Annotated in this window: 20 protein-coding genes and 1 pseudogene; 6 read left to right on the plus strand and 15 right to left on the minus strand. The window is 61.3% G+C overall.

Features of this window, described 5'->3' with window-relative positions; all coding sequences use genetic code 11:
* Positions 1-21: 21 nt before the first annotated feature.
* From WIMU1_RS23330 to WIMU1_RS23360, 7 genes are read right to left on the minus strand one after another with little or no spacing between them, the layout of a single operon-like run.
* Complete coding sequence (locus tag WIMU1_RS23330) at positions 22-1,059, minus strand: MlaD family protein (RefSeq protein WP_023958988.1); 1,038 nt, start codon at positions 1,057-1,059, stop codon at positions 22-24.
* The gene (locus WIMU1_RS23335; RefSeq protein WP_062800734.1) at positions 1,059-2,108 is read right to left on the minus strand and encodes an MlaD family protein; all 1,050 of its coding nucleotides are present in this window, start codon (positions 2,106-2,108) and stop codon (positions 1,059-1,061) included. The genes WIMU1_RS23330 and WIMU1_RS23335 overlap by 1 nt, the downstream gene beginning before the upstream one ends.
* Positions 2,102-3,100 carry an MlaD family protein gene (locus tag WIMU1_RS23340; RefSeq protein WP_023958986.1) on the minus strand — a complete coding sequence of 333 codons (999 nt, stop codon included), beginning with the start codon at positions 3,098-3,100 and terminating at the stop codon, positions 2,102-2,104. Before WIMU1_RS23340 ends, WIMU1_RS23335 begins: the two co-directional genes overlap by 7 nt.
* Complete coding sequence (locus tag WIMU1_RS23345) at positions 3,097-4,095, minus strand: MlaD family protein (RefSeq protein WP_023958984.1); 999 nt, start codon at positions 4,093-4,095, stop codon at positions 3,097-3,099. The genes WIMU1_RS23340 and WIMU1_RS23345 overlap by 4 nt, the downstream gene beginning before the upstream one ends.
* Complete coding sequence (locus WIMU1_RS23350; protein WP_031332473.1) at positions 4,096-5,130, minus strand: MlaD family protein; 1,035 nt, start codon at positions 5,128-5,130, stop codon at positions 4,096-4,098.
* Between the two features lie 8 nt (positions 5,131-5,138).
* On the minus strand, positions 5,139-6,002 hold the full coding sequence (locus WIMU1_RS23355; protein WP_031332472.1) for an ABC transporter permease: 864 nt from the start codon (positions 6,000-6,002) through the stop codon (positions 5,139-5,141).
* A 10-nt stretch (positions 6,003-6,012) separates the two neighbouring features.
* Positions 6,013-6,720, minus strand: a complete 708-nt coding sequence (locus tag WIMU1_RS23360) for an MlaE family ABC transporter permease (protein ID WP_023958978.1) — start codon at positions 6,718-6,720, stop codon at positions 6,013-6,015.
* A gap of 694 nt (positions 6,721-7,414) precedes the next feature.
* Between WIMU1_RS23360 and WIMU1_RS23365 the strand changes: the two genes are divergently transcribed.
* Positions 7,415-8,293, plus strand: coding sequence for an SDR family NAD(P)-dependent oxidoreductase (locus WIMU1_RS23365; protein ID WP_369792625.1), 879 nt, complete (start codon positions 7,415-7,417; stop codon positions 8,291-8,293).
* On the opposite strand, the gene WIMU1_RS25955 is transcribed toward WIMU1_RS23365, so the two are convergent.
* From WIMU1_RS25955 to WIMU1_RS23400, 7 genes are all read right to left on the minus strand, one after another.
* Positions 8,249-8,707 (minus strand): mycothiol-dependent nitroreductase Rv2466c family protein, encoded by a 459-nt coding sequence (locus WIMU1_RS25955; RefSeq protein WP_174548773.1) that lies wholly within the window; start codon positions 8,705-8,707, stop codon positions 8,249-8,251. The genes WIMU1_RS23365 and WIMU1_RS25955 overlap by 45 nt on opposite strands.
* 148 nt (positions 8,708-8,855) lie before the next feature.
* A complete protein-coding gene (locus WIMU1_RS23375) occupies positions 8,856-9,266 on the minus strand; it encodes a DUF302 domain-containing protein (protein ID WP_023958972.1) in 411 nt (136 codons plus the stop codon).
* A 38-nt stretch (positions 9,267-9,304) separates the two neighbouring features.
* The gene (locus WIMU1_RS23380; RefSeq protein WP_023958970.1) at positions 9,305-9,535 is read right to left on the minus strand and encodes a YgaP family membrane protein; all 231 of its coding nucleotides are present in this window, start codon (positions 9,533-9,535) and stop codon (positions 9,305-9,307) included.
* Positions 9,536-10,241: 706 nt separating this feature from the next.
* Entirely contained in the window at positions 10,242-11,309 is a 1,068-nt protein-coding gene (locus WIMU1_RS23385; RefSeq protein WP_023958968.1) for a BtrH N-terminal domain-containing protein, read from the minus strand.
* Between the two features lie 136 nt (positions 11,310-11,445).
* On the minus strand, positions 11,446-12,648 hold the full coding sequence (locus tag WIMU1_RS23390; RefSeq protein WP_023958966.1) for an NAD(P)/FAD-dependent oxidoreductase: 1,203 nt from the start codon (positions 12,646-12,648) through the stop codon (positions 11,446-11,448).
* Positions 12,645-14,033, minus strand: coding sequence for a cytochrome P450 (locus tag WIMU1_RS23395; RefSeq protein ID WP_023958964.1), 1,389 nt, complete (start codon positions 14,031-14,033; stop codon positions 12,645-12,647). Before WIMU1_RS23395 ends, WIMU1_RS23390 begins: the two co-directional genes overlap by 4 nt.
* 23 nt (positions 14,034-14,056) lie before the next feature.
* On the minus strand, positions 14,057-14,377 hold the full coding sequence (locus WIMU1_RS23400; protein ID WP_023958962.1) for a 2Fe-2S iron-sulfur cluster-binding protein: 321 nt from the start codon (positions 14,375-14,377) through the stop codon (positions 14,057-14,059).
* Positions 14,378-14,497: 120 nt separating this feature from the next.
* On the opposite strand from WIMU1_RS23400, the gene WIMU1_RS23405 reads away from it, so the two are divergent.
* On the plus strand, positions 14,498-15,508 hold the full coding sequence (locus WIMU1_RS23405) for a helix-turn-helix transcriptional regulator (protein ID WP_031332468.1): 1,011 nt from the start codon (positions 14,498-14,500) through the stop codon (positions 15,506-15,508).
* Between the two features lie 105 nt (positions 15,509-15,613).
* Here the strand turns inward: WIMU1_RS23405 and WIMU1_RS23410 are convergent, their stop codons facing one another.
* Positions 15,614-16,204: a TetR/AcrR family transcriptional regulator gene (locus WIMU1_RS23410; RefSeq protein ID WP_031332467.1), complete on the minus strand. Its 591-nt coding sequence runs from the start codon at positions 16,202-16,204 to the stop codon at positions 15,614-15,616.
* A 308-nt stretch (positions 16,205-16,512) separates the two neighbouring features.
* On the opposite strand from WIMU1_RS23410, the gene WIMU1_RS23415 reads away from it, so the two are divergent.
* The 4 genes and pseudogenes from WIMU1_RS23415 (at position 16,513) to WIMU1_RS23430 (ending at position 22,398) form a co-directional block, all read left to right on the plus strand.
* Positions 16,513-16,965 carry a PaaI family thioesterase gene (locus tag WIMU1_RS23415; RefSeq protein WP_023958954.1) on the plus strand — a complete coding sequence of 151 codons (453 nt, stop codon included), beginning with the start codon at positions 16,513-16,515 and terminating at the stop codon, positions 16,963-16,965.
* Positions 16,962-18,179, plus strand: coding sequence for a cytochrome P450 (locus WIMU1_RS23420; protein ID WP_062800736.1), 1,218 nt, complete (start codon positions 16,962-16,964; stop codon positions 18,177-18,179). The genes WIMU1_RS23415 and WIMU1_RS23420 overlap by 4 nt, the downstream gene beginning before the upstream one ends.
* A 456-nt stretch (positions 18,180-18,635) precedes the next feature.
* Positions 18,636-19,262 (plus strand): annotated as a pseudogene (locus WIMU1_RS23425) (TetR/AcrR family transcriptional regulator).
* A 118-nt stretch (positions 19,263-19,380) separates the two neighbouring features.
* Entirely contained in the window at positions 19,381-22,398 is a 3,018-nt protein-coding gene (locus tag WIMU1_RS23430; RefSeq protein WP_062800738.1) for an MMPL/RND family transporter, read from the plus strand.
* The last annotated feature ends 222 nt before the right edge of the window (positions 22,399-22,620 follow it).

Below are 22,620 nucleotides of genomic sequence, written 5' to 3' on the forward strand. Positions count from 1 at the left end.
ATATGAGCGTGCTGCTGCGGTTCACGGCATCATTCCGATCGATTTCAACACGGTAATAAACGATTCGGCGTCCCGCCGCGCCAGGTTCCGGCCATCGATGGAGATGTCCGAAAGGTTGATGTCGGGCGACCCCACGAATGGAATCAGTTTGTCGCGGATGACGCGTGTTGCCTGCTCCGTGAAGGACTTTGAGTAAATGTCGGAGTTGGCGATCGAAGCAATCACCGGGGCGATCGCAGCCACCGACTCCTTGATGCGTGAGTACTCCGGATCCACGATCCTGCCCGCGGCCACAGCGAAATCACGCAAGTTGGCGATGAGTAACGCGACGTCGATCAGGGAGTAGCCGAGGCCATAAAAGTTGCGTCCACCCTTAGTCAGCATCCGGTCGATTCCCGATGGATCAGCCAAGATCACCTTCAGAGTCCGATCAGCCGACCTCAACACTACGTCGAGCTTGTCAGTGTTCGAGGAGACCTCCGAAACGGTCTCCAGCGTTGTCCGATACAGGGCGTCGAATTCCTGCGGGTCCTTGGGGAACGTGGTGTTCAATGTCGAGATGGCGGTGTGGATCTTGTCGAGCTCACCGCCGCCGAGGACATTCGCCATTCCGCGCATGACGTCCTCGACATTTGCTGCCGGCTCGGTCCGTGCCAGCGGGATCACCGAACCCGACCGCAGCAAGGCACCCGTCGACGGCTCGGCTGGGGGAAGGATGGCAACGTAGATCTCACCGAGGAGAGTGTCTTGACGCAGTTCGGCTCGCGATTCGCCCGGCAGCTGAGTCTTGTGATCGATGCGAGCTTTGACGACCGCATGCCCGTTCTCGTACGTGACATCTTCGACGGTTCCGACGCTGATCCCCTCCGACAGGACTTTAGCGAGGGCTGGCAGGTTGAGTGCGCTGGTGAACTCCATCTGGATGTCGTAGCCGTTGCCGTCGGAGGTCCCTATGGTCGGCGGATTGTCGGCGTTGATCCCACATGACGTGACGAACACCATCGCTGCCATCAGTGCGACTATCGTGGGTCCGAGGCGTGCCCGGTTGACCGAGATCATCAGGCCCCTCCACCCATCATCCCGGCGATCGTTTTTGATGCATCGCCGGGCCTGCAGACGCCGTTTGCCACTGGCGCGGCGCAGCCACTGACGAGGCTTCGCAAAGGCAGCGACACTGCGAACGCCTGCACGATCGACTTGGCATCGGGGTGTTTGACGATGAGGTCTGCCGTGCGGGCTGCTACTGCTGCCATCATGTCCGGCTGCTCTCCCATGCCGGCGATGAGCGGAACGGCAGCATCACCGATCGCGAATACCGGGGGGCCGAAATCTGTTGCGAGCCGCGAGAGAATCGGTACGAACGTCCCCGCGTACTCGACTGCTGCACCGAACGTCTGGCCGAACGCGACGATGACATTGATGGCACCGACGAAGTTGTCGAAGAGGGCGGTCAGCTCTTTGTCGTTCTCGGTTGCCACCCCCGTCAGTGTTGCGAGGTTCCCGACGATCCTGCGAATCTGTCCATCCCGCTTGGCCGGGTCGTTGATGAGCGTGGCAGAGTCCTTGATGATCCCGGCCACGTCGCCCTGTGTCCCTTCCAGATTGCGGGAGACGAGCTTGAGGGACTGCAGGACGGCGTCGGTGTTTCTACCGTTGTCCTTGACCAGGTCCTCGGACAAGTTGCTGATCGAGTCGAGCGTCTGACTGACGCCTAGCGGGGTTCTCGTCTTACTCAACGAAATGCACTGATTCGTCTCGTATCGGGCTCCACCGGAGTACGGCTTGGTGAACTCTATCTGACGTTCGGTCACGATGGATGTCGACACCATAGTCGCGCCGACGTCGGCGGACAGCGGCACGCTCTTGTCGACCCGCATCTCGACCCTTACACCGGACTGACCTTTATTCTGTTGCACCCCAACGACGCTGCCCACCTTCTTGCCGAGCATGGCGACTGCGTTGCCTTCGAAGAGGCCCGATGCATCGGTGAACTCTGCGCACAAGGCACGCGTGTCGTCGGACGCTGTCCGCCCTATCCCGATACCAGCGATGACCACAACCACCACGGCGATCAAGAGCAGCAGCCTCCGGACCCAGGTGGTCAACATTTGTCGTCACCACTCGGAATGCACACACGAACCTCTGGTTCTGTGGTGGCCGGCGCACCCACCGGCGCTGCCTGGAGGAGTACGCCGAGGCGCTGAGTGATCTGATCGACCTGTGTTAGGGCATTGGAGTAGCCCGGCAGCTCTGTCGACACCTTGTCCAGGAGCGTCTTGAACTGTTGCACGGACGGTTCGATCCCATCGCGGTACGCCACGAGCGGCCTCGTCAGAAGTTTGAACAGACGCCTGAGGTAGTCGAACCCGTCGCGGACGTTCTGGATATCAGGTCCCAGAGTGCTGGCCAGGAAGCTGAGTTGACGGAGAAAGTCGACCAGCACCTGCTTTTGGTCGGCGAAAGCTTCGACGTATTCATCGGACAGAGCGACCGTTTTGTCGAGCTGACCGTACTGTCGCTCTAGGAGGTCCATCAGACTGCTGGTGTTCCTCAGTGCGTCGGGAATGTTTGTGTTGCCGTCGGAGAACGCATTCTGCAGCAGTGTTGCGGTTTGACGGAGATCGACGCCGTTCACATCACGAAACACCGGCGTCGTCGTCTCCAGCGTGTTCGAGATGTCGTAAGTACTCGATGTCTGAACAAGGGGGATTGCCCCCGAGAGCGCGGTCGGTCCTGACCCTGGGTCCAGATCGAGAACTCGCCCGCCGATCGGCGTGATCAGGCGAACCGCTGCGGTAGCGTCCGAACGGACCGATACCGAGTCGTCGAGTCGAAATTTGACTGTGATGAACGTTCCTGTGAGGTCCACCGACGACACCTTCCCTTGTCTTATCCCCGCTATACGCACCTGATTACCCGACTCCAGCCCGCCGGTGTTGACCAGCTGGGCCGAGTACACTTTTTGGCCGGGCGGTGCGATATACACGGCCCCTGCGATCACCAGACCGACCACCACGGTCACCACCACCACACCGGCGACGATGAGGTCGCGCCTGCGTTCAGGCTGGTGATGCGATCGATTTCGACTAAACAACCTCACTTACACACCACCAATCGTTGCCCCATAAGCGCGATCCTCGCTGTATCCGGCAGAGGCAGAGGACCTTTCGAACATCGCGCCTCGCTCGGCGTGGAGTTCGTCGCAGCGGCCAGCGAGTCCATAAGGGGCTTGAGCAGTACCGCGCCGTTGAGTAGACCCTCCAACTCCCCGGGTTCTCGCGTCAGACGCTGATAAATCGTCGCGAAACTCTGGTCGTACGTTGACTCAAGTTGCTCGCCGGTGATGACCGTCTTCGACATGGACCGGTTGACCTCGCGTAGCGACTCTCGCAGCCGGTCACTCACGCGGCTGAAGGCGTCGACGATCGATCCCAGCTTGTCGACAAGTTCGACCATCTCCGCCGAGCGGCCTTCGAGCTGGTCGGAGACCTGGCCAAGGCTCGTCACAATATTCGTGATGATCTCAGACCGCTGGTTCCCGTAGGCAGTGATGTTGGCGACCTGCTTCAAAACAGGCGATATGCCCCTTCCATCACCTTGAGCAACGCGCAACAAATTGGACTGCAGTTCATTGATCTCGTCGGCATTAAGCGTGTCGAACACCGGCTTGAACCCGTTGAACAAGGTGGACACATCAAATGAGGGAACGGTCTTGTCGAGCGCCACCTGTGTGAGTGCCCCCTGTGTTTTTCCCTGTGCCGCACCGATCAATTCGACATATCGCTGTCCGAGAAGATTCTGATACCGCACGGCGGCGGTGGTGTTCGATGTGATCGTGACGTCGTCGTTCAGTTGGAAATGAACGACCGCCGTGGGTCCTTTCAGGTCGATCGCCGTCACATAACCGACCTTGACTCCCGCCAACCGCACACCGTCGCGAGGCTTGAGCCCGGATGCATCGGAGAAGACCGCAGATCGTTCAGAACTCGGTCCGTCCGAGCTGGGTTCGAGGATGGCGATGATCACGTAGGTGAGAACGCCGATGACTGCGGCGAACGCAACGATCTTGATGATGGTGGGAGTTAACGACTTCATCTACCTCGGTCCTCCTGCTGCAAGCGCGCTCTGCAGCGCAGGTGACGTCTGCACTACCAGGGCGACCTGAAGCTGTACTCGCTCGCCGACCTGCGGCGTGGCTTTGTCGATGCTGTCCAAGATTTGCGGGATGGTGTACACGGTTCGCACCAGCCCCGATGCCGACCTGGCGACCGGCCTCGCCAGATCGAGACCCACGTCCAGTAGTGAACTCAACGCCGGATAGTTTTTGCTCAACAGTCCCCCGAGTCCGCCGAACAAGACCGCGCCGGTGTCGTTGAGGTTGCCCTTTGTCTGTTTGATGGCTTCGTCAGTGGCGAAGAAATCAGCGACGTCAACGTTTATCAGAATGCCTGGAACGAACGGCGTCATGAAATCGGCTACACCCTGGGACAGATCTGCTGCGATCGCCAAATCCTGGCCCACTGGCCGCTGTTGAACGTCCCGAGTGATCTGTGCAATCTGGAACATGAGCTTGCCGGCGTCGGCAAACGTTTGGGAATCATCGACAACAAACTTAACCACGGAATTGAACGCCGGCTGATCGAGAGCATTGACAAGCTTGGAAAGCTTACGAATCAGTGTCGAAACCGACGTTTGTTCGGACTGCTGCTTGTTGACATAGACACTGCCGCCATCACTGATTAACTCTCCCCGTCCGGGGTCAACAATCTCCAGTGCCGTTGGCCCCAGCGCGCTGGCAGACGTGTAATTCACCGCCAGGCCCTGACGCAACCGGATGTCGTCGTTAGCTCCGGTGAGCTCAATTCTCACAGATGTGCTTTGGTCGCGCACCGACACCGAGGACACCTTGCCCACGGTAAAGCCCCGATACTTCACCTCCGATCCGCCCTTCAGCCCGTCACCAATCGCGTCGGTGGTTATCGTCACTGTCTTGCTGTCTACAAATTTTCCGGTTGCGTTTCCCACCAGAAAATAGGCGGCAACCACCACGACGACCAGGACACCGATCCCACGCAGGGTCAAATTTGTTATTGATGGCGCGCGCCCTGACGGATCTTTATAAACAGCCACTTCAACCCCTACCCCGAAATCCTGACGCCCGAATCGAAGCCCCACATCAGCAGGGTCAAGATCATGTCCTCCACAACAATGATGATGAGACTGCTACGGATCGCTCGACCAGACGCGCGGCCGACGCCCTCTGCTCCACCGGTGGCGTAGAAACCCTGGTAGCTGTGGACGATGACGACCGATACTACGAAAATGAGGACCTTGATGACCGAGAACACCAGATCCTGCGGTTTGAGGAACGCATTGAAATAGAAGTCGTAGGTGCCACCTGACTGGCCGTGCAGAAGGATGACGACCAGCTTGGCTGCGGCGAAACTGAGTATCAGCGTCACGATGTAGAGCGGGATGATGGTGGTGATCGCTGCAACCACGCGCGTGCTGACGACATATGGAATCGGCCGCACCGCCATCGATTCGAGTGCGTCTATCTCTTCGGCGATGCGCATCGATCCGATCTCCGCAGTGAGACGACAGCCGGCCTGGGCTGCGAAGCCGATCGCGGCGATAATCGGTGCCAACTCCCGAGTGTTGGCGTACGACGAGATGAACCCGGTAAGAGATCCCATCCCCACCAGGTCCAGCGAGGCGTAACCCTGGATGCCGATGGATGCCCCGACAGCCATTCCGAGAATGACAAGCACGACTGCGGTACCCCCGCCGACCAGAATAGCGCCTCGCCCCCAGGCAAACTCCTGTATGTACAAGAGCGTCTGTCGTCGATATGTGGTCGCGACGTGGCGGATTCCGGCCACGGTGTCAAAGGTGAACGTGGTGATGTGCCCGAGTTGTGCGGGGACTTCGGCGAGGGGCGTCACAGAACGAGCGATCGGACGAGTGACAGAAGTCAAGCGGGTGGAAGGTACTGCGGTCACGTATTCTCCGTCATCCGATGGTCTGCGGGACGAACATGATCGTTAGCTGGGTGATGAATACGTTGATGACGAAGCACGCCACCACCCCCAGAACTACGGTGGCGTTGACAGATTGGGCCACACCCTTCGGGCCGCCTTTTGTGGACAGACCCCGGTGACATGCGATTGCCACGACAACGAGACCGAATACCAACGACTTGACCAGTGCCACAAGGATGTCCGCCGATGACGCGAACGAGGCGAACGAGGCGACGTAACTTCCGGGCGTGATGCCTTGGACGTTGACGCTCAGGATGTAGCCGGCCACGAGGCCGGTAAACACGATGAGCATGCACAACATTGGAGCGACGATGAGAACCGCGACGAACCGCGGTGCGACGACTCGACGGGTCGGATTGAGTCCGAGAGTTTCCATAGCATCGATTTCTTCACGGACGGTCCGTGCGCCAAGGTCAGAGGCGATGGCCGACCCTGCCGCACCACCGAGCAGTAGGGCTGTGACGATCGGTGCCCCCTGCTGAATGATCCCGAGTCCACCAGCGGCTCCGGCGATCGACGTGGCCCCGACCTGCTGGGTCAGACTTCCGACCTGCACCGAGACGATGACGCCGAACGGAATTGCCACCAGGATCGCCGGCAACGTCGTGACGGTGATGACGAACCAGGTCTGTGTGACAACCTCCCGAAAAGGAAACCGTCCGGTGACAATGTCGCGCACGGCCCACCGCAGTGCCTGGCCGGCGAGGGCAATCGTATTTCCGAAGGTCGCAAGACTGTCTGTCGCACGACCAGCAAGTTCCGTAGCGATACTGATTCTCCTTCACCTTGCTGAACATCCCACCGCGATGGGTGTTCGCACGGTACCAGGTACTTGCAGTACTCCATTCGCGGTTTGGATATTTCTGCCCGAACTAACCAGCCGCACGACGGAACACCGGCCCCGTTGACCCTCGATGACGCACCGACCCGTCCCTGTGTGCGGCAGTGGCTCTGCGGGGCTGGCAGGTCTGCTCCGAGTTCGTTATTTCGGTTGAGCACGACCGGGCTGACCTAAAGCATCGGATGCACGCGTGTTCGTGTGAGCAGCGCGTAACGTAGGGTCGCCCGCCGGTTCTGAGTTCGACTTTTCAGGTCCCCTCGTTGCAAGCCGGGACCTGTGGCCACAGCGGTCCACGTTTACATTCTTTGATCGCCAGCGCTCGCCTGACGTACAGAGATCGACACTTTGTGCCGTCAGGCATGTAAATCACCTGCAGCACAACTTTGTTCGGGGAAAAGATGCGGAATCGGTTCCGGCTGCGCTGGATTCGCTAGTGAAGCCAGCGGCAGCGATCGCGCCGACAGACAGCGTTTGCACCCCAGCGGACGGCGGGCACTGGTGCTGCGGGGCCTCGTGATCTACGGTTCCACCCATGGTGACAGTAGCCGTGAAATACGTGCCAGCCCGAGTCGCGCATACAGCTTTACAACGGCCACGCACGCCGGTCGAGCTCGTCAACACACTTCGCACCAGATCGCCGGCTAGACGGTTACAAAACTTGACCGTCCTCGTCACTGGCTCGTCGTCGGGCATCGGCGCTGCGGCAGCTGAAGAGTTCGCCCGTCGTGGAGCCCACGTCCTGACGGTGGCGCGTCGTGCCGACAGCCTCGACGAACTCGTCACGCGTATCCGGGCCGCGGGCGGCTATGCCGACACCTGTCCGGCGGATCTCTCCGATACCGACGACACAGCTCGCTTGATCCAGTACGTGCTCGAGGAATACGGCTGCCCGGACATCGTCGTGAACAACGCCGGGCGGTCGATTCGCCGCGAGGTCCTCGACTCGACTGATCGGCTACACGATTATCAGCGCACCATGGCGGTCAACTACTTCGGTCCCGTGCAACTGACGTTAGGGTTCCTACCTGCCATGAAGGAGCGTGGCAGCGGTCACTTCATCAACGTGTCCACCTGGGGTATCCCGATGGGCGCCATGCCGAAGTTCTCGGCATACGCGGGATCGAAGGCCGCGATTACCGCTTTCGGACGCAGCATAGCGTCGGAGTTGCGCGGCACAGGGGTCTCTGTGACGACAGTCTTTTTCCCGCTCGTCCGGACACCGATGATCGAGCCCACCGACGAATACCACCACACTCCCGCGCTCACTGCGGCTGAAGCTGCGGCCTGGCTTGTGCACGCGGCTGTGTACCGCGATCTGGAGGTCATGCCGCGAGTGGCACGGCTTCTCCGACAAGTGGGCGCGGCATCATCGAGAATCGCGGACGGGCTTGTAGAACGCAATGCGCCCTGACGTGTGTGCCCCAGATAGTGGCCCCGGCGAGGTGATTAACTTGCTCGGGGGCCGATATGCGCGGACACGGGATAGCTGACTCATTCGGTGCGATCCACCGGAGCCGCCGAGACCGTCTTGGCTTTCCCGGTGAGCGACGCACACTGCGCTGACGTAGGTGTCGTGGAGATTGTCGGCGAGCTGGGGATCGAGGCCGCTTTCGGAGAGCGCGTCGGCCACCATTGCTGTGGTGACGTCGGCGCTCTGGTGGTGCACACGCTGCCCCGGGGCGGTGTAGATCGGTCCGAGTGCGCTGTCGCCGGTCTTGTCATGTGCAGCGGCAAAGACACGACGCAGCCTGCGAGAGACCTCTATGTGGTGCTGTTGCTGGTGCTCGGGAACATCTGCGCCCTCGTTGAGCACTGCCAAACTCATTTGCTGCCAATCAATCTCGATGTCGGCGCCGCGCGGCGTTGAGCAGCCACCGTGAGGCGGCCAAGGCGAACGGGCATGCCGGGTCAAGATAGAATGTCCCTGCGCTCATAGGTACTCGTTGCGGTCGCGGACTGTTGGACGTGTTTGCTCACGTGGAGGCTATGGCTTCCAATGCGGCGATAGCGGCCGAGAGTTTGGCTGACGCGTCGGTGGCCACCGGTGCAAGTTCGGCTTCCCCGGAGACCTCGACCATCAGGTCGGGATTCATCGCTTCGACGATCTCGTTTGATCGATTGGTGGCGTCGGTGCGGACCACGACATTGCAGGGCAACAGCAGACCGATCTGCCGATTGACTCCCAGAGCGCGATGAGCCAATGGTGGATTACAAGCCCCCAGGATCAGGTAATTTTCCATGTCCACATCGAGCTTTGTTTTCAGGGTGTCTTTGACGTTGATCTCGGTGAGGATCCCAAAACCCTGATCGGCCAATGCGGCGCGGGTTCGTGCGACCGCCTCGTCGAACGGGAGGTTGAGGACGGTGGAGATTGCCAGTGACATAACAGCTTTCCTTCAGGGCGGGTTGAACGTGATCGGATTTAGCGGAGGTCGGCGCGGCGTTGTAGTCCCAGGCGGTGCATCAGCAGGCTGGCCGGGCACCAGCCCACGGCGGCGAAGAGCAGCAGGTTCACCGCTACGAAGGCGGTCAGCACCAGCCACCAGCTCGACACACCGGCCGCCAGGGCCACGCTGAGGAGAATCATCAATCCCGCGAGCAGTGGCACCGCTCGTTCGACGGTCCACGTAGGTGCGGTTGTTCGACTGTTCATCGCGCCCTTGACCGCAGCCGAACTGGAGAAACTGTTCCTAGCCCTAGCCTAACCAGGCTGGCCAAGCGTTGGCGCCCAGCATGGCCTTGACCTTTTGCGACGGAACGACCCAACATTATGAAAGTGCCCAAGCTAAGAGCCTCGTGTCGCAAGTCCGCGCTTTCTACAATGCCGGACTTTTCGGAGCACCGCGCCTCAGCGATCGACATCGGCGAGGTGGCACGGGGTTCGCAGTTAAGAATCTTCGAGCTGCGCACGCAGCGCGACGAAATGAACAGCCGGATCAAGCGTTCGCACCCCCCGCCTTCGGTCGTTCTTGAAGCAAGTTGGGCGAGGGGGCAGAACTCGTAGGAGCTGTTCAACACGGAGAAGTCTATCGACGGGTCACCAATCGTAGCGTAGTACAAGATGTTTGGCCTAGTCGTCGCAAACTTCCCTCCGTCTCGGGCGGGAGCGGAGCAGCGACACTGGACCTTTGCGCTGTCGGGATCGGACGGTAAATCCGTTGGCGCCGCTCGATATACTGAGTTCAATGTGTGGAGGTCACCCATGAATGGTCGATGTCTGTTGCGAGGCAGCGCGCCACTTTGAGCCCGGTCGAAGACCAGTTCCGTTCAGGCGGTGAGGAATTCGCGTGTGCGCAATGTGCTCGGGCAGAATAGTCCAGGGTCATACGCACCGGGGTGTGTGCGGGATAGTACTGAGGTCAGCGTGCTATTGCACTCAGCGAGCTCGAAGCGGACTCAAGGGACTCGACTAGGTTCAGTTCGAGCTCTGGCATACGGCCGGCCGACATGGCCACTGTTTCCGCGCGAGCTTGCGCGTCGATTTCGCGTTGGACCCCCGCACGTGCGGTGTCGGTCCATGCCTGTGCACAACGGTCGGCGGCCACGGCGAGGTCTGCTGTTGCGGGGTCGCCGGTCAGGCGCGCGATGTCGGCACATCCGTCGGCGAGCAAGCGGCGGAACAGTCCTCCGCCAGTCCCTGCTTTTTCGATGAAGGCGCTTAGGCTGAACAGGAATATCTCGAGCTGGTCTACGGGGAGGTCGGTCCAAATCGGGATGTCGGCCGCGAGTTGAGCGGCCGCAGCTAGGCCTTCGGCGCCCTCGGCCGTTGCAGTCGGGTCGACGATTCCTGGCTGTGACGGGTGCCGCATGCTGGCGGCCGATTGGCTAAACGCTTCTGCTGCCACTTGCGCCAAGTCTGGCAGTTCGTCTGACCACGTGATGCGGTACGTGCAGTGGCGTGTCGGTTGCGGAAAGGATGTCGAGGATCGAGCGCGCGCCAGTGCCTCGAGTGGGACCTGCTGCACCTCGGCGCGGTCATTGTCTACGACGTAGGCGATACCTCTAGCCTCGTCGTAGCCGATAATCACGATGTCGTGTCGACTCATCTGTAGCTGGACCCGCAGGTATGGCAGCTCGGCGATGTCGCCCCATATGAGACTGGGTCTGCCTGTGTCGATCTCGTCGCGGATCCACGACCATCCTTCCTCGGGGTCGTCGGTGGTAAGCATTTGGACCTTCGCACCGAGGCGGCGGGGCAGATCGAGCTCGAAGTCGGCGCCTCGGCCCACCAGGTAGAGCGGTGGGACGAGGTCGTCCGATCGGAGGTAGGACAGTCCTAGAGCGCCGCCGAGGGCGAACACCAGGCCTTCATCGGGTGGGCCATCCCATCCCAAACCGTGCCAGTGCAGAAGATCGCGCATTGCGCCCGAACCACAGTGTCCCCCCATCCGGTGGGGGTAATCCTCGATCACGGTTGGGCGTTGCATCCGTACTCCTCACGGGGTCAGTCGGTCAGGGCTTGGTCGGGCGGGCAGGCATTGGTCGGCGTTCGTCGCTGGAGGTTTCTTCGACGCTTGCCGTGTGTACCTCTCATCGTGCTGGTGAGTCAGGGGATGTACTGGGTCATACCGGTATTGGTGAGCTCAGTTCGGTTCGGTCGGTGGGGAGTTGCTGGGTGATGGCCCGTTTACTGAACATGAAGTCCCGCGGTCGGTTGATGCAGTCGGCGGCGAGGAGTTCACCTGCGCGCAGGTAAAAGCACGTGAAGTCGCCGTCTCGGGTCGGATCGCCGCGCAGGACAATTTCATCGTACCCGGAGTTGAGACCGGCGATCTGGAGTTTGAGGTGGTATTGATCGGACCAGAACCATGGAAGCGCGGCTATTTTCTTGTGTTTGCCGCAAATTGTGGCGGCGGCGACTTTGGCCTGCTCGCCAGCGCTCGGCACGGACTCTAAGCGTATGCGGCGGCCGTAGCGGGCCATGTCGTGAATTGCGCAATCTCCGGCGGCCACGATATCGGGGTCGCTGGTGCGTGCTTGGTCGTCGATAACGACGCCGTTGTCCACGGCAAGCCCTGCGGCGGCTGCCAAATCGGTGTTCGGCTCAATACCGATGCCGACGATGACGAGGTCGGCAGGAATTGATTCCCCATCGGCCAGGATCACCTCTCGGACCCTCCCGTCGCCGGACATGGCCTCGACGAGCGTGTCCGTTCTGATGTTGACGCCTTTCTCCCGGTGGATCCGGTCGAAGAATGCCGACACCTCAGGCGCGGTGACACGCTCGAGCACGCGGCCGGTCGCTTCGAGCACGGTGACCTCCAGACCCAGCGCTCGCAACGAGGCCGCCGTCTCGAGACCGATGTAGCCACCTCCGACGATCACGGCGTGGCAACCGGGGCGGGTGGCCTCACGGATCCTGGTGACGTCCGCTGCAGTGCGTAGGTAGTCGACCCCGGCCAGGCCGGCTCCCGTGGTAAGTAGTCGTCGAGGACGGGCACCGGTGCACAGCGCGAGCTTGTCGTACCGCAGTGTGTCGCCGTTATCTAGGATCACATGACTAGCCGCGCGATCAATCGTTTCTACGGTTGCATCGAGGAGATGGATGCGCTGCTTGGCGTAGAAGTCTGGGCTGCGGATCGCGAGGTCGGCGAGTGCGCTGCGGTCGGCGAGGTAAGCCTTCGATAGCGGAGGGCGATGGTAGGGCAGGGTCGACTCGTCCCCGATGAGGACGATCTCGTCGGTCCACTTTTCCTGGCGCAGGCTGGCTGCGAGCTGGGCGCCGGCGTGGCTGGCCCCGACGATGATGGTTCGCTGCATTGTCATGTGCTCGATTTCGGGGTGAGGCGGACCATCATCTTGCTGATGCCTCGAACGAAGTTGGACTGCACATATTCAGGTTCACCGATGACCTCGATGTTCTCGAAGCGAGGGAGCAGTTCCTCCCAGAGAATCCGCAGTTGCAATTCGGCCAGCCGGTTGCCCATACAACGGTGGACCCCAAAGCCGAAGGAGATGTGGTTGCGGACGTTGGCTCGGTCGATGATGAAGTCATCCGGGCGATCGAACACGCGCTCGTCGCGGTTGCCCGAGGCGTACCACATGACCACTTTGTCGCCCTTGCGAATGAACTGCCCGTTCAGCACGGTGTTGCGTGTGGCGATCCGACGCATATAGGCCAACGGTGTCTGCCACCGGATGATCTCCGAGTTCATGTTGGGGATCAGGTCGGGGTTTGCTTTGAGCTTCTCGAATTGATCCGGGAACCGGTTCAAGGCGAGCACACCGCCACTCATCGAGTTCCTAGTCGTGTCGTTGCCTCCGACGATCAGCAACAAGAGGTTACCCAGGAACTCCATCGGTCGGTTGATCAAATCCTTGGTGTTGTCGTTGCTTTGCAGCATTGTGATCAGATCGAACCCGGGTTCTTCTCCGGCAGCGGTCCGGGCAGCTTTGTCGTGCCAGTGCTCGCTGAGACCTCGCGCCATCTCGCGCATGCCCACGAAAGTCTCGTCAAGGTCGGACGGACCGCCGTTGGTCTGTTCCATCGAGGTCGCGAGATCTGACCACTCGACGAGCTTGCGACGATGCTCGTACGGAAAGTCCAGGAGAGTCGCGAGCATTCGAGCGGTCAACTCGATCGAGACCCTTTGTACCCAGTCGAACGGCTCGTCCACGGGAAGGTCATCGAGGACCTCTTGGACGCGCGATCGAATCAGCCCTTCCATTTCCCGCAGATTCTTTGGCGCAACCACACCCTGCACGGCGGCCCGCTGCCGGTCGTGGCGTGGCGGGTCCATAGCAATAAACATCGTGATGTCCAGAAAACGAGGCGGGGTCCCGATTACGATCAGTGGTTCGGCGGAGAAGACCTCGTGGTTCTTGTCGACCGCGACAATGTCGGCATGGCGGGTGATGGACCAGAACGGTCCGAACGCGCTATCGGGCAGGTAGTGCACCGGCGCTTCGTTGCGCAGGCGTTCATAGTAAGACTGCCAGCGTCCCTGCCGGTAGAGGAAGGGGTTGCTGAGGTCGATGTCGGCGAGGTCGACGTCCTCGACCGGGGGTATGGGCCGCTCGACGAAGATCTTCTCCCCGTCCGTTCTGGTCACCCACCGGCGGGTCTTGTCGTACAGGTGCGCTCCCTGGATCTGCAGATCCACCGGGATGACCGACTGGACTTGTGCGGTGATTGTTTCAGAAACCTTCACGATGACTGTCCGTTCTCTCGTCGTTACAGCTGGTACTCGGGGAGTTCGACGATCAACCCGTCCCACTGCTCAGTTGCCGTCATCTGGCAGGACAGCCGCGAGGTCGGTTGACGCTCGGGGTGCATCGCGAGCATCTCCTCCTCACCTGGGCCAGAGCGGCCGACGTGCTCGGACCACTGCGGATCGACGATCACATGGCAGGTGCCGCATGCTGCCTCACCTCCGCAGTCGCCGTCGATGCCGGGCACCGCGTTGTTGGTCGCGATCCGCATCAATGACTGGCCTGCTTCGACGGGCGCTTGGTGCTTCTCGCCGTCGTAGGAGACAAAGGTGACAATTGCCATAACCAACTCCTGTTACGTTGTCCTTGGTGTGGGGACTACTTCAAAGTGTCGTGGAGCACAAGCGCCGCGGCTATGTTCACTCAAGTCATTAAGTTGTGAATTCGGGTCAGGACCCACCATATGAACAGGGATTCGTTAGTTCCCCCGCTGGTGTTCGTGCAGATGCTCGAGAGCCAGGCGCTCGACCCGGACGCCATCGCGCGGCTTCGCGCCATCATGACTCGCGCCGGCGCTGACGAGGCGACGCTGCTCGAGCGTGACATCCCGGCACCGCTGCAGTGGTTTCGGCAGGTCTATCCCGAGCTCGACATCGACCAGGCAACGCTGCTGGGTTTTGCGTTCGCCGAACAGGCCCGTCTGACGTCGTTTGGAGCCCTGAGTGTTCCGCTGGTCAGTGCGGGCTCGATCACCGAGGTCGTAGAATTACTCACCTACCTGCCGTTGATTTCGACAGCTCTTCGCCCGCAGTTGCATCCTGGTGACCATGGCCTCACGGTCGGGCTCACCGCATACACCGGCGACCGAGCCCTGGACTGCCTTACTGTCACGTACAGCGGCGCAACGTTGTTGCGGCTGCTCGACATGCTCGTCGGTGACGCCCCGACCGTCACACTCCACATGAACTGGTCAGCACCCACCGCCCTGGCCACGCATGAAAAGGATCTGGCCGTCGCCGGGCGCCTGCACTTTGACGCTCCGATGTCCTACCTGTACGTCCCCGCTGACACGCTCGACGAGGTGTGCCGGTTCTCCGATCCCCTCGCCTATCGGCTCGCGGTCGCGGACCTGAAGCGGACCCTTGACCAGAGAAGCGGAGATGTGTCGTTCTCCGAAAAGGTCAGGCAGCTGTTAGAGAAAGATCCCAGACAGCCCCATAGCCAGTGGGTCGCGGACGAGTTGGCGGTATCGACAAGCACACTCAAGCGGCGCCTGTCTGCGGAAGGGACGACCTTTCGTGAGCTGCGCGAGTCGTGTCTGCGTGAGAACGCGATGCTGATGTTGCTCACCCGATCAATGTCGGCAAGTCAGATCGCCACCGAGCTCGGATACAGCGATCTGACCAGCTTCTCGCACGCCTTCAAGCGGTGGACCGGCCACTCTCCGAGCGAGTTTTTACACTCCCGTCCGTGAGCAATCCCCACCACCCATTGTGATTTGCCGCGGTGTCGGCCTTTTGGCTGTTGGTACTCGTGGGTCTGGGTGCGCTTCAGTTGGTGCCAAGGGCCGCGATCTTTGTCAGCCTGGCGCGGGAGGTTCCTCGAGTCCTAAATAGCGCAGTGCAACTCGTGAGATCTGGCGTCCTGTTGTCTGACGATCGCCAGCAGGCAAGACAAGGTGACTCACGGTCAGCCGGACGAGCGCGTCGACTCCGTCAGCGACATCGTCACCGTCCAGTTGCGGAAAGTGCGCGGCGAACCAGCGCACCAGCTCGTGCGAGGCGATCTGAAGCAAAGTGGTCGAGGACGTCAACAGCGGCAACATCCCTGTGCCGCGTGCGGTTTCCTCGCTGACGTCGGCAGGATTGGATGTCAGGACCGCTTTGAGCAGAGGGCTGGCAGTGGCCTCATCCAGCGTGAATCGCACCGAACAGACGATGGCCTCTGCGGCATCGCCGCTGTGTTCATCGAGAACTCGACGAATCCCCGTCAGGAACCGTTCTCCCTCACGCACCACCAGGGCGTCACCCAACCCCTGCTTGTCCCCGAACTCTTTGTACAACGTCGGCCGAGAGACCCCGACCCGCGCGGCTATCTCAGCCACGCGCACCCGATCCCACCCCTTTTCCACGGTCAATATGTGAGCTGCCGAGAGCACTTGCTCGCGCATGTGCCGTCGGAACGACATGCGCATCGTCTCGCTCGCCATGGCGACACTCTAAACACATGACCGATTTTGTCCATTCTTGACCAGAATGCAGTGTTCAGCGCGGTGCCGCGCCAGGCGGCCCGACGTTGACATTCTAGGTAGATCTGACTGCACTGTTGACAGTTATGGTTCATTTGTAGTGCTGTTACATCAGCGAACTTCCTCGGCCCGATTGGAGCGGTGTGACAGATGGCCCAAGTGGGATAACAGGTTCGCCGGATTCACCTGCCGATCATATCGACCCCGTGCTGGCTGGCTGGGCGGCTGGAATGGTAGCTGACCTGCCCGACGGTACGCAGCTACCTGCGCACTCCCCTGGCTGCCTTGGTTGCGGGCCTGACAATCCTCACGGACATCACCTCGAGGTACATCGCGACGGCGACCGCGTGCATGCGGCGCTCACCTTCGACGAACGCCACGTGGGAGCGCCCGGTATAGCCCATGGCGGTGCGGTGGCCACCGTCTTTGATGACCTGTTCGGATTTACGCTTTTCATCGTCGGCGAGCTAGCCGTCACCCGCTCGCTGCAGGTCGAGTACCTCGCACCCGTGCGACTGGGAACTGACTACACGGTCGTTGCAAAACTGGACCGACGCGAGGGCCGTCGACTCCATGTCGATGCGCACCTATCCGAGCCGGGCGGCCGCGAGATCGCCACGGCATCAGCGTTGTTCATGACGGTGACCCTTGAGCACTTCGCGCGCGCACTCGAGCAGCCATGAGCACCGACGCGAACGGCGCTAGTCTGCTCAGGGAAGCACTTCTAACCGACCACGGCAGTGCCGGCCCCTACGAGTCCTACCAGCGACTACGCGCCGCTCATCCAGTCCTACAGACGAGTTCAGGGGTAGTGGTGCTCAGCCGACACCGCGACTGCGACAGCGCTCTGCGCGACCGCACCTTGGGCAAGGCCGACGAGTCACTGGGGTTTGGGCTCACTGAGGTGCCCGACGCGCTACAGCGCAGAGCCATGCACCGCTTCCGACGCACTATGCTTTTCCGCAACCCTCCCGATCACACCCGGCTTCGCCGGTTGATCACCGACGTCTTCACCACGCGCCACGTCGAGTTGCTGCGCGCCGGTATCGTCGCGACCATCGAGCACCTGCTCAGTGAGATGGCAGGCAAATCGACCGTCGATGTGATGACCGATCTCGCACTGCCCCTTCCCGTGAACGTCATCGGCGATCTGCTCGGCGTGCCCGCCGAAGGACGAGATCTAGCCGCCAACTTGGTGCGCGACCTGGTAGCACCCTTGGAGCCGATGTCCGATGCACAAGCCATTCGGCAAGCGGCCCACGCCGAGGATCAACTGGCTGAATACCTTGGAACGCTGCTCGCAGACAAGCGCATTCACCCCGCCGACGATTTACTCAGCAGACTTGCCGCAGCGCACGGCGAGGACAGCCTCGACGACGACGAATGCGTCGGTACCGCAATCTTGCTGTTCGCCGCCGGCTTCGAGACCACCACCAATCTCATCGGCAACGGGCTGGCAGCACTCCTGGCCAACCCTGATCAAGCCGACCTCCTACGCCGACGACCTGCGTTGTCCGCCAATGCTGTCGAGGAGCTCTTGCGCTATGACGCCCCCATTCAGACGAACGGACGTACCGTACTCGAACCGACTCAGATTGCCGGGGTCGACCTTGAGCCAGGCCAGGTCGTACTCATCTTGCTCGGTGCAGCCAATCGCGACCCTGACCACATCAAATGCCCCGACACCCTCGACATCACCCGCACTGTCTGGCGGCCGCTGTCGTTCGGTGCAGGCATCCACTTCTGCCTCGGTGCCGCGCTCGCCCGTATGGAAGGCGCGGAGCTGTTTCCGCGACTACTGAACCGATTCCCCGAGCTCGCCGCAACTGGAGAGGCGACATGGCGACCGGGGCTCTCGTTCCGCGGTCTGATCTCACTCCCAGTGACCACCCAATGACAACTTCCGCGCCGGCTAACCTCGACAGGCTAGATGAGTCTGCGGCTGCGCAACGCGACGCGTCCGGACGCCCTGCACCCGACCCGGCCTGTGCCCGGTTCGCCCTCCTGCCCAAGACGTCCTCACCAGAGCTGGATACTCGGATTCACTTGTGTGCGCGTGCAACCATGGCGCGCTGCCAGGCCCTTGCTGCACACCCGGACAAACCCTTCAGCAGTACCCACCCCAGCCCTGCCGCCAAGCCCCGAATTGATCTACCAACCCTTCGCCGAAGGTACCCCGGAGGCGGGCACCGTGGCGCCGACCTTCCTGCCGGGTCGGGGTGTCGAACAGGTGAATTGCACGACTAGCCCGGCGGACACTCCTCGACTTTCGCTACTATCAGTAGCACTTCGTGCGAACGAAGATCGCCAGGCGCCCGAGAGCAGTCTCGGGGATGGGAGTGTGGGTGCGGTGATGGCGGCCAGGCGCGACGCGGGTCCTCGGTCCAAGGACGTGATGGATGACAAAGACCCGCGTTTGGTTCGTTCACGCAATCGGTTGGTTGATGCGGCATCTGCCCTGTTGAAGACCGGCGGGGTTGATGCAGTCACGGTCGGGGCGGTCTCCCGGATGTCGTGGGTGGCTCGAACGACGTTTTACCGGCATTCGACGGCAGCACCGATTTGTTGGCTGCGGCGTTCGAACGATTGTTGCCCCCACGCCGACGTCCCTGACGCGCACGGACCAATCCGCGACAGTTTGGTGCGGTTGGTCCGTGCTCAGGCTGCGTTGATCGAGCAGGCGCCACTGCAATTGACCACCTTGGCGTGGCTGGCGATGGTGCCCGAGGAGCCCGGGGAGCAGCAGAACACCCTCGCGCCGCTGCGCGCTCGTGTCATCGCGCAGTACCGGGAACCGTTCGATCAGGTGTTGCAGAGCGCCGCCGCCCAGAAGGAACTCGACGAGTTCGATCCCGGCGTGGCCATCACCCAGCTCGTGGGCCCGCTGGTCTTCGCGCGGCTGTCCGGCCTTCGCTCGATGAGTGGCGCAGACTGCGAACAGCTTGTCGACGATTCTCTGGCCGCCCACCGTCGCGACTGACCGAAGTCCCGCGTGCCGAACCATCCCTCCTTTTCGCTACATGTTGTAGCGTAGTGATACCGATTGATTCATTTGTCGAAGGGTGTGCGATGCCAACGCAGCGATGGATGCGTGAGCAGTGGTGAAGCTTCGGCGATCAACCGGCCGCGGTGAGTACAGCCGGTCGCTGGGTCAGGTGGGACGCTTCGTCTTGTCGCACAAAGCGCTGGTAGCGGGCGTCTGGGTGGCTGTTGCCGTGGTGTTGGCTGTGCTGTTTCCCCAGTTGGAAACAGTTGTGCGCCAGCAGTCGGTGGACCCAATTCCTAAGGGAGTGCCGTCGTTTCAGGCGCTCGATCGCATGGGCGAGGCGTTCGACGAAAAGGGCGCAAAGACCACGGTGTTCGTGGCAATGGAAGACCCGGCCGGACTCACCGAGCCCGCCCGCCAACGCTATGACGACCTCGTGGTCCGGCTCCGCGCCGACCGCGACGATGTGCAGGCCGTACGCGACCTGCTCGCCGACCCGATCACTGCCCGACAAGCGCTCAGCGAAGACGGCAACGCCTGGTACCTGCCCGTCGGGGTCAGCGGCAGCCTCGGCGGGCCGACGGCGGCCCACGCTGTGGAATCGATCCGCGAGACTGCAGCAGAGGTCTTCGCCGGCACCAGCACCACGGTCCACGTGACTGGACCAACAGCGACCTTCAGCGATCAAATCGTCACTGCTGAAAAGGATCTGGTGATCATCACCATCGCCACCGTCGTGCTGATCGCCATAATCTTGCTGATCGTATATCGGTCAGTATTCACTGCGTTGCTGCCGCTTTTGGTCATCGGTATCAGTCTCGCCGTAGCCCGCGGAGTCCTGTCTGCGTTAGGTGAACTGGGCATGCCAGTCTCGCAATTCACCGTTGCGTTCATGACTGTCATCTTGCTTGGCGCCGGTGTGGACTATTCGGTTTTTCTGGTCAGCAGATACCACGAACGGCTGCGCCAAGGCGCCGCCGCGTCCGACGCTCTCATCGATGCCACCGCCACCATCGGCCGGGTGATCCTTGCGTCGGCAAGCACTGTTGCTCTCGCGTTCTTAGCCATGGTCTTCGGGCAGCTCAGCGTCTTCGCCACCCTCGGCCCCGCCTGCGCGGTGGCGATCCTCATCGGATTCCTCGCCACCGTGACATTGTTGCCGCCAGTGCTGTTGTGGGCTGCGCGTTGGGGGTGGGGTGCCCCGCGCAAAGATCTCACGCGGCGCTACTGGAACCGCATCGCGGTCCTCGTCGTACGCCGCCCGGTGCCGTTGCTGGCCGTCAGCCTCGTCGGGTTGACGTTCCTCAGCCTCACCGCGCTGGGCATTCAGATCACCTACGACGACCGAGACGGTCAACCGAAAACCACCGACAGCAACGAAGGTTACGCACTGCTCAACCGGCACTTCCCGCAAGACATCACCATCGCCGAATTTGTCGTCGTGGATTCGCCCACCGATCTGAGAACAACCAACGGACTTGCCGACCTTGATCAGATGGCAGCTCGGATTGCGCAGATCCCCGGCGTCACCCGTGTGGTCGGTGTCACTCGCCCGACCGGGGCCAAACTCGAACAAGCCCAACTCTCCTGGCAGAACGGGCAGATCGGCGATCGCCTGTCCGGCTCAGTAGGTGAGGGCCAAGCCCGCAAAGGCGACCTCGAACAATTGCGTTCTGGTGCAGACCAACTCGCCGACGGCCTCGAACAACTCGACATACAGATCCGCACCAATCTCACCCCACTGGCCGGCATTCTTAACCAAGTCACCACCATCGGGGCCGAAATAGGTCAATACCAACCACTTCTACAAACACTGACCGCCGCCGCACCCCAACTCGACCAAGCCGCGCAGAACGCCCCTCAGCTAGCAGCCCTGGCCGAACAGTCATCAGCCGCCATAGCCACAATCACCTCAGTGCTCCCGTTACTGGATAACTCAGCGCTGTGCACTCAACTACCCCAATGCAGCACCCTGCGCCAACAAGCCCGCGATCTCGCCGCACTCCGCGACAGCGGGTTCTTCACCCAGATCACGACACTGTCCACCCAGCTCGCGCAGATGGACACCCCCCTCACCGCGGTCACCAACCAACTCAACGCCACCGTCGCCACCCTCGAGACCACTCTGGGAACCATCGGGGCCCAAGACCTGCCAACCAAACTCGCCCAACTGCAGACCGGGGTCTCCCAACTCGCCGCCGGCTCGCGAACACTCGTCGAAGGCGTATCTGCACTCGTCGACAGCAACCTTCAACAACTCGCCGGCATGGCCACCCTCGCCGCCCAACTACAGACCACCGCGCGCGAAACCCGCGGCTCGGACTCGGCCACCGGCTTCTACTTACCCAAAGATGCTTTCGCTGACCAGCAATTCGCCGACGTTGCGCGCCAATTCATCTCCCCGGACGGACACACCGTGCGCTACGCCGTCCAGACAAGCTTCGACCCCTACAGCGCGGACGCCATGCGCCTGGCCAGCACCATCGCCACCGTCGCCAACGACGCAAAACCCAACACCACCCTGACCGACTCCACCGTCTCCGTCGCCGGCTTCCCCGCCATCAACGCCGACCTGCAACGACTGCTCACCAACGACTTCCGCCTCCTGGCCCTGGCCACCCTGGCCATCGTCGGCATCATCCTGATCATCCTGCTGCGCTCACTGGTCGCACCCATCTACCTACTCGGCACCGTCGTACTCAACTACACCGCAGCATTGGGCATAGGCGTCCTGATCTTTCAGCACATACTCCACACCGACATCGCTTGGCCCGTACCACTATTAGCGTTCATCGTCCTGGTAGCCGTCGGCGCCGACTACAACATGCTGCTGGTCTCACGATTGCGCGAAGAATCACATCACAACGTCCGAGTCGGAGTGCTCCGCACCGTCACCAACACCGGCTCAGTCATCACCTCAGCAGGCCTCATCTTCGCCGCCAGCATGTTCGGCCTCATCGCCGGCTCCATCGGCATCATGACCCAAGTCGGACTCATCATCGGCGTAGGTCTTCTTATCGATACTTTCATCGTCCGCACCATCGTGGTACCGGCCATCGCCACACTCCTCGGCAACGCGAGCTGGTGGCCCCAAAAACCAACGCCCACTCCCACCCACCACCGCCACTGACCCCACCCCGCAGACAAGAGTAGGCCGACGTCGACGAACAGATCCAGTACTTCCCGGACCCGACCAGGGCCTTCGAACACTTCCGCCACTTGACAAACACAGAGGCACCAAATTCTCAGGCCCCACCGGGACTGTCTGAATAACGGTGGATCCGGTCCTTGATTCAACACGCCGAGCTGAGCTTGGCGGGAAGGATCGACGATGACCGAAACACTTGATCCC

Source organism: Williamsia muralis NBRC 105860, assembly GCF_001598915.1.
Classification (GTDB): domain Bacteria; phylum Actinomycetota; class Actinomycetes; order Mycobacteriales; family Mycobacteriaceae; genus Williamsia; species Williamsia muralis.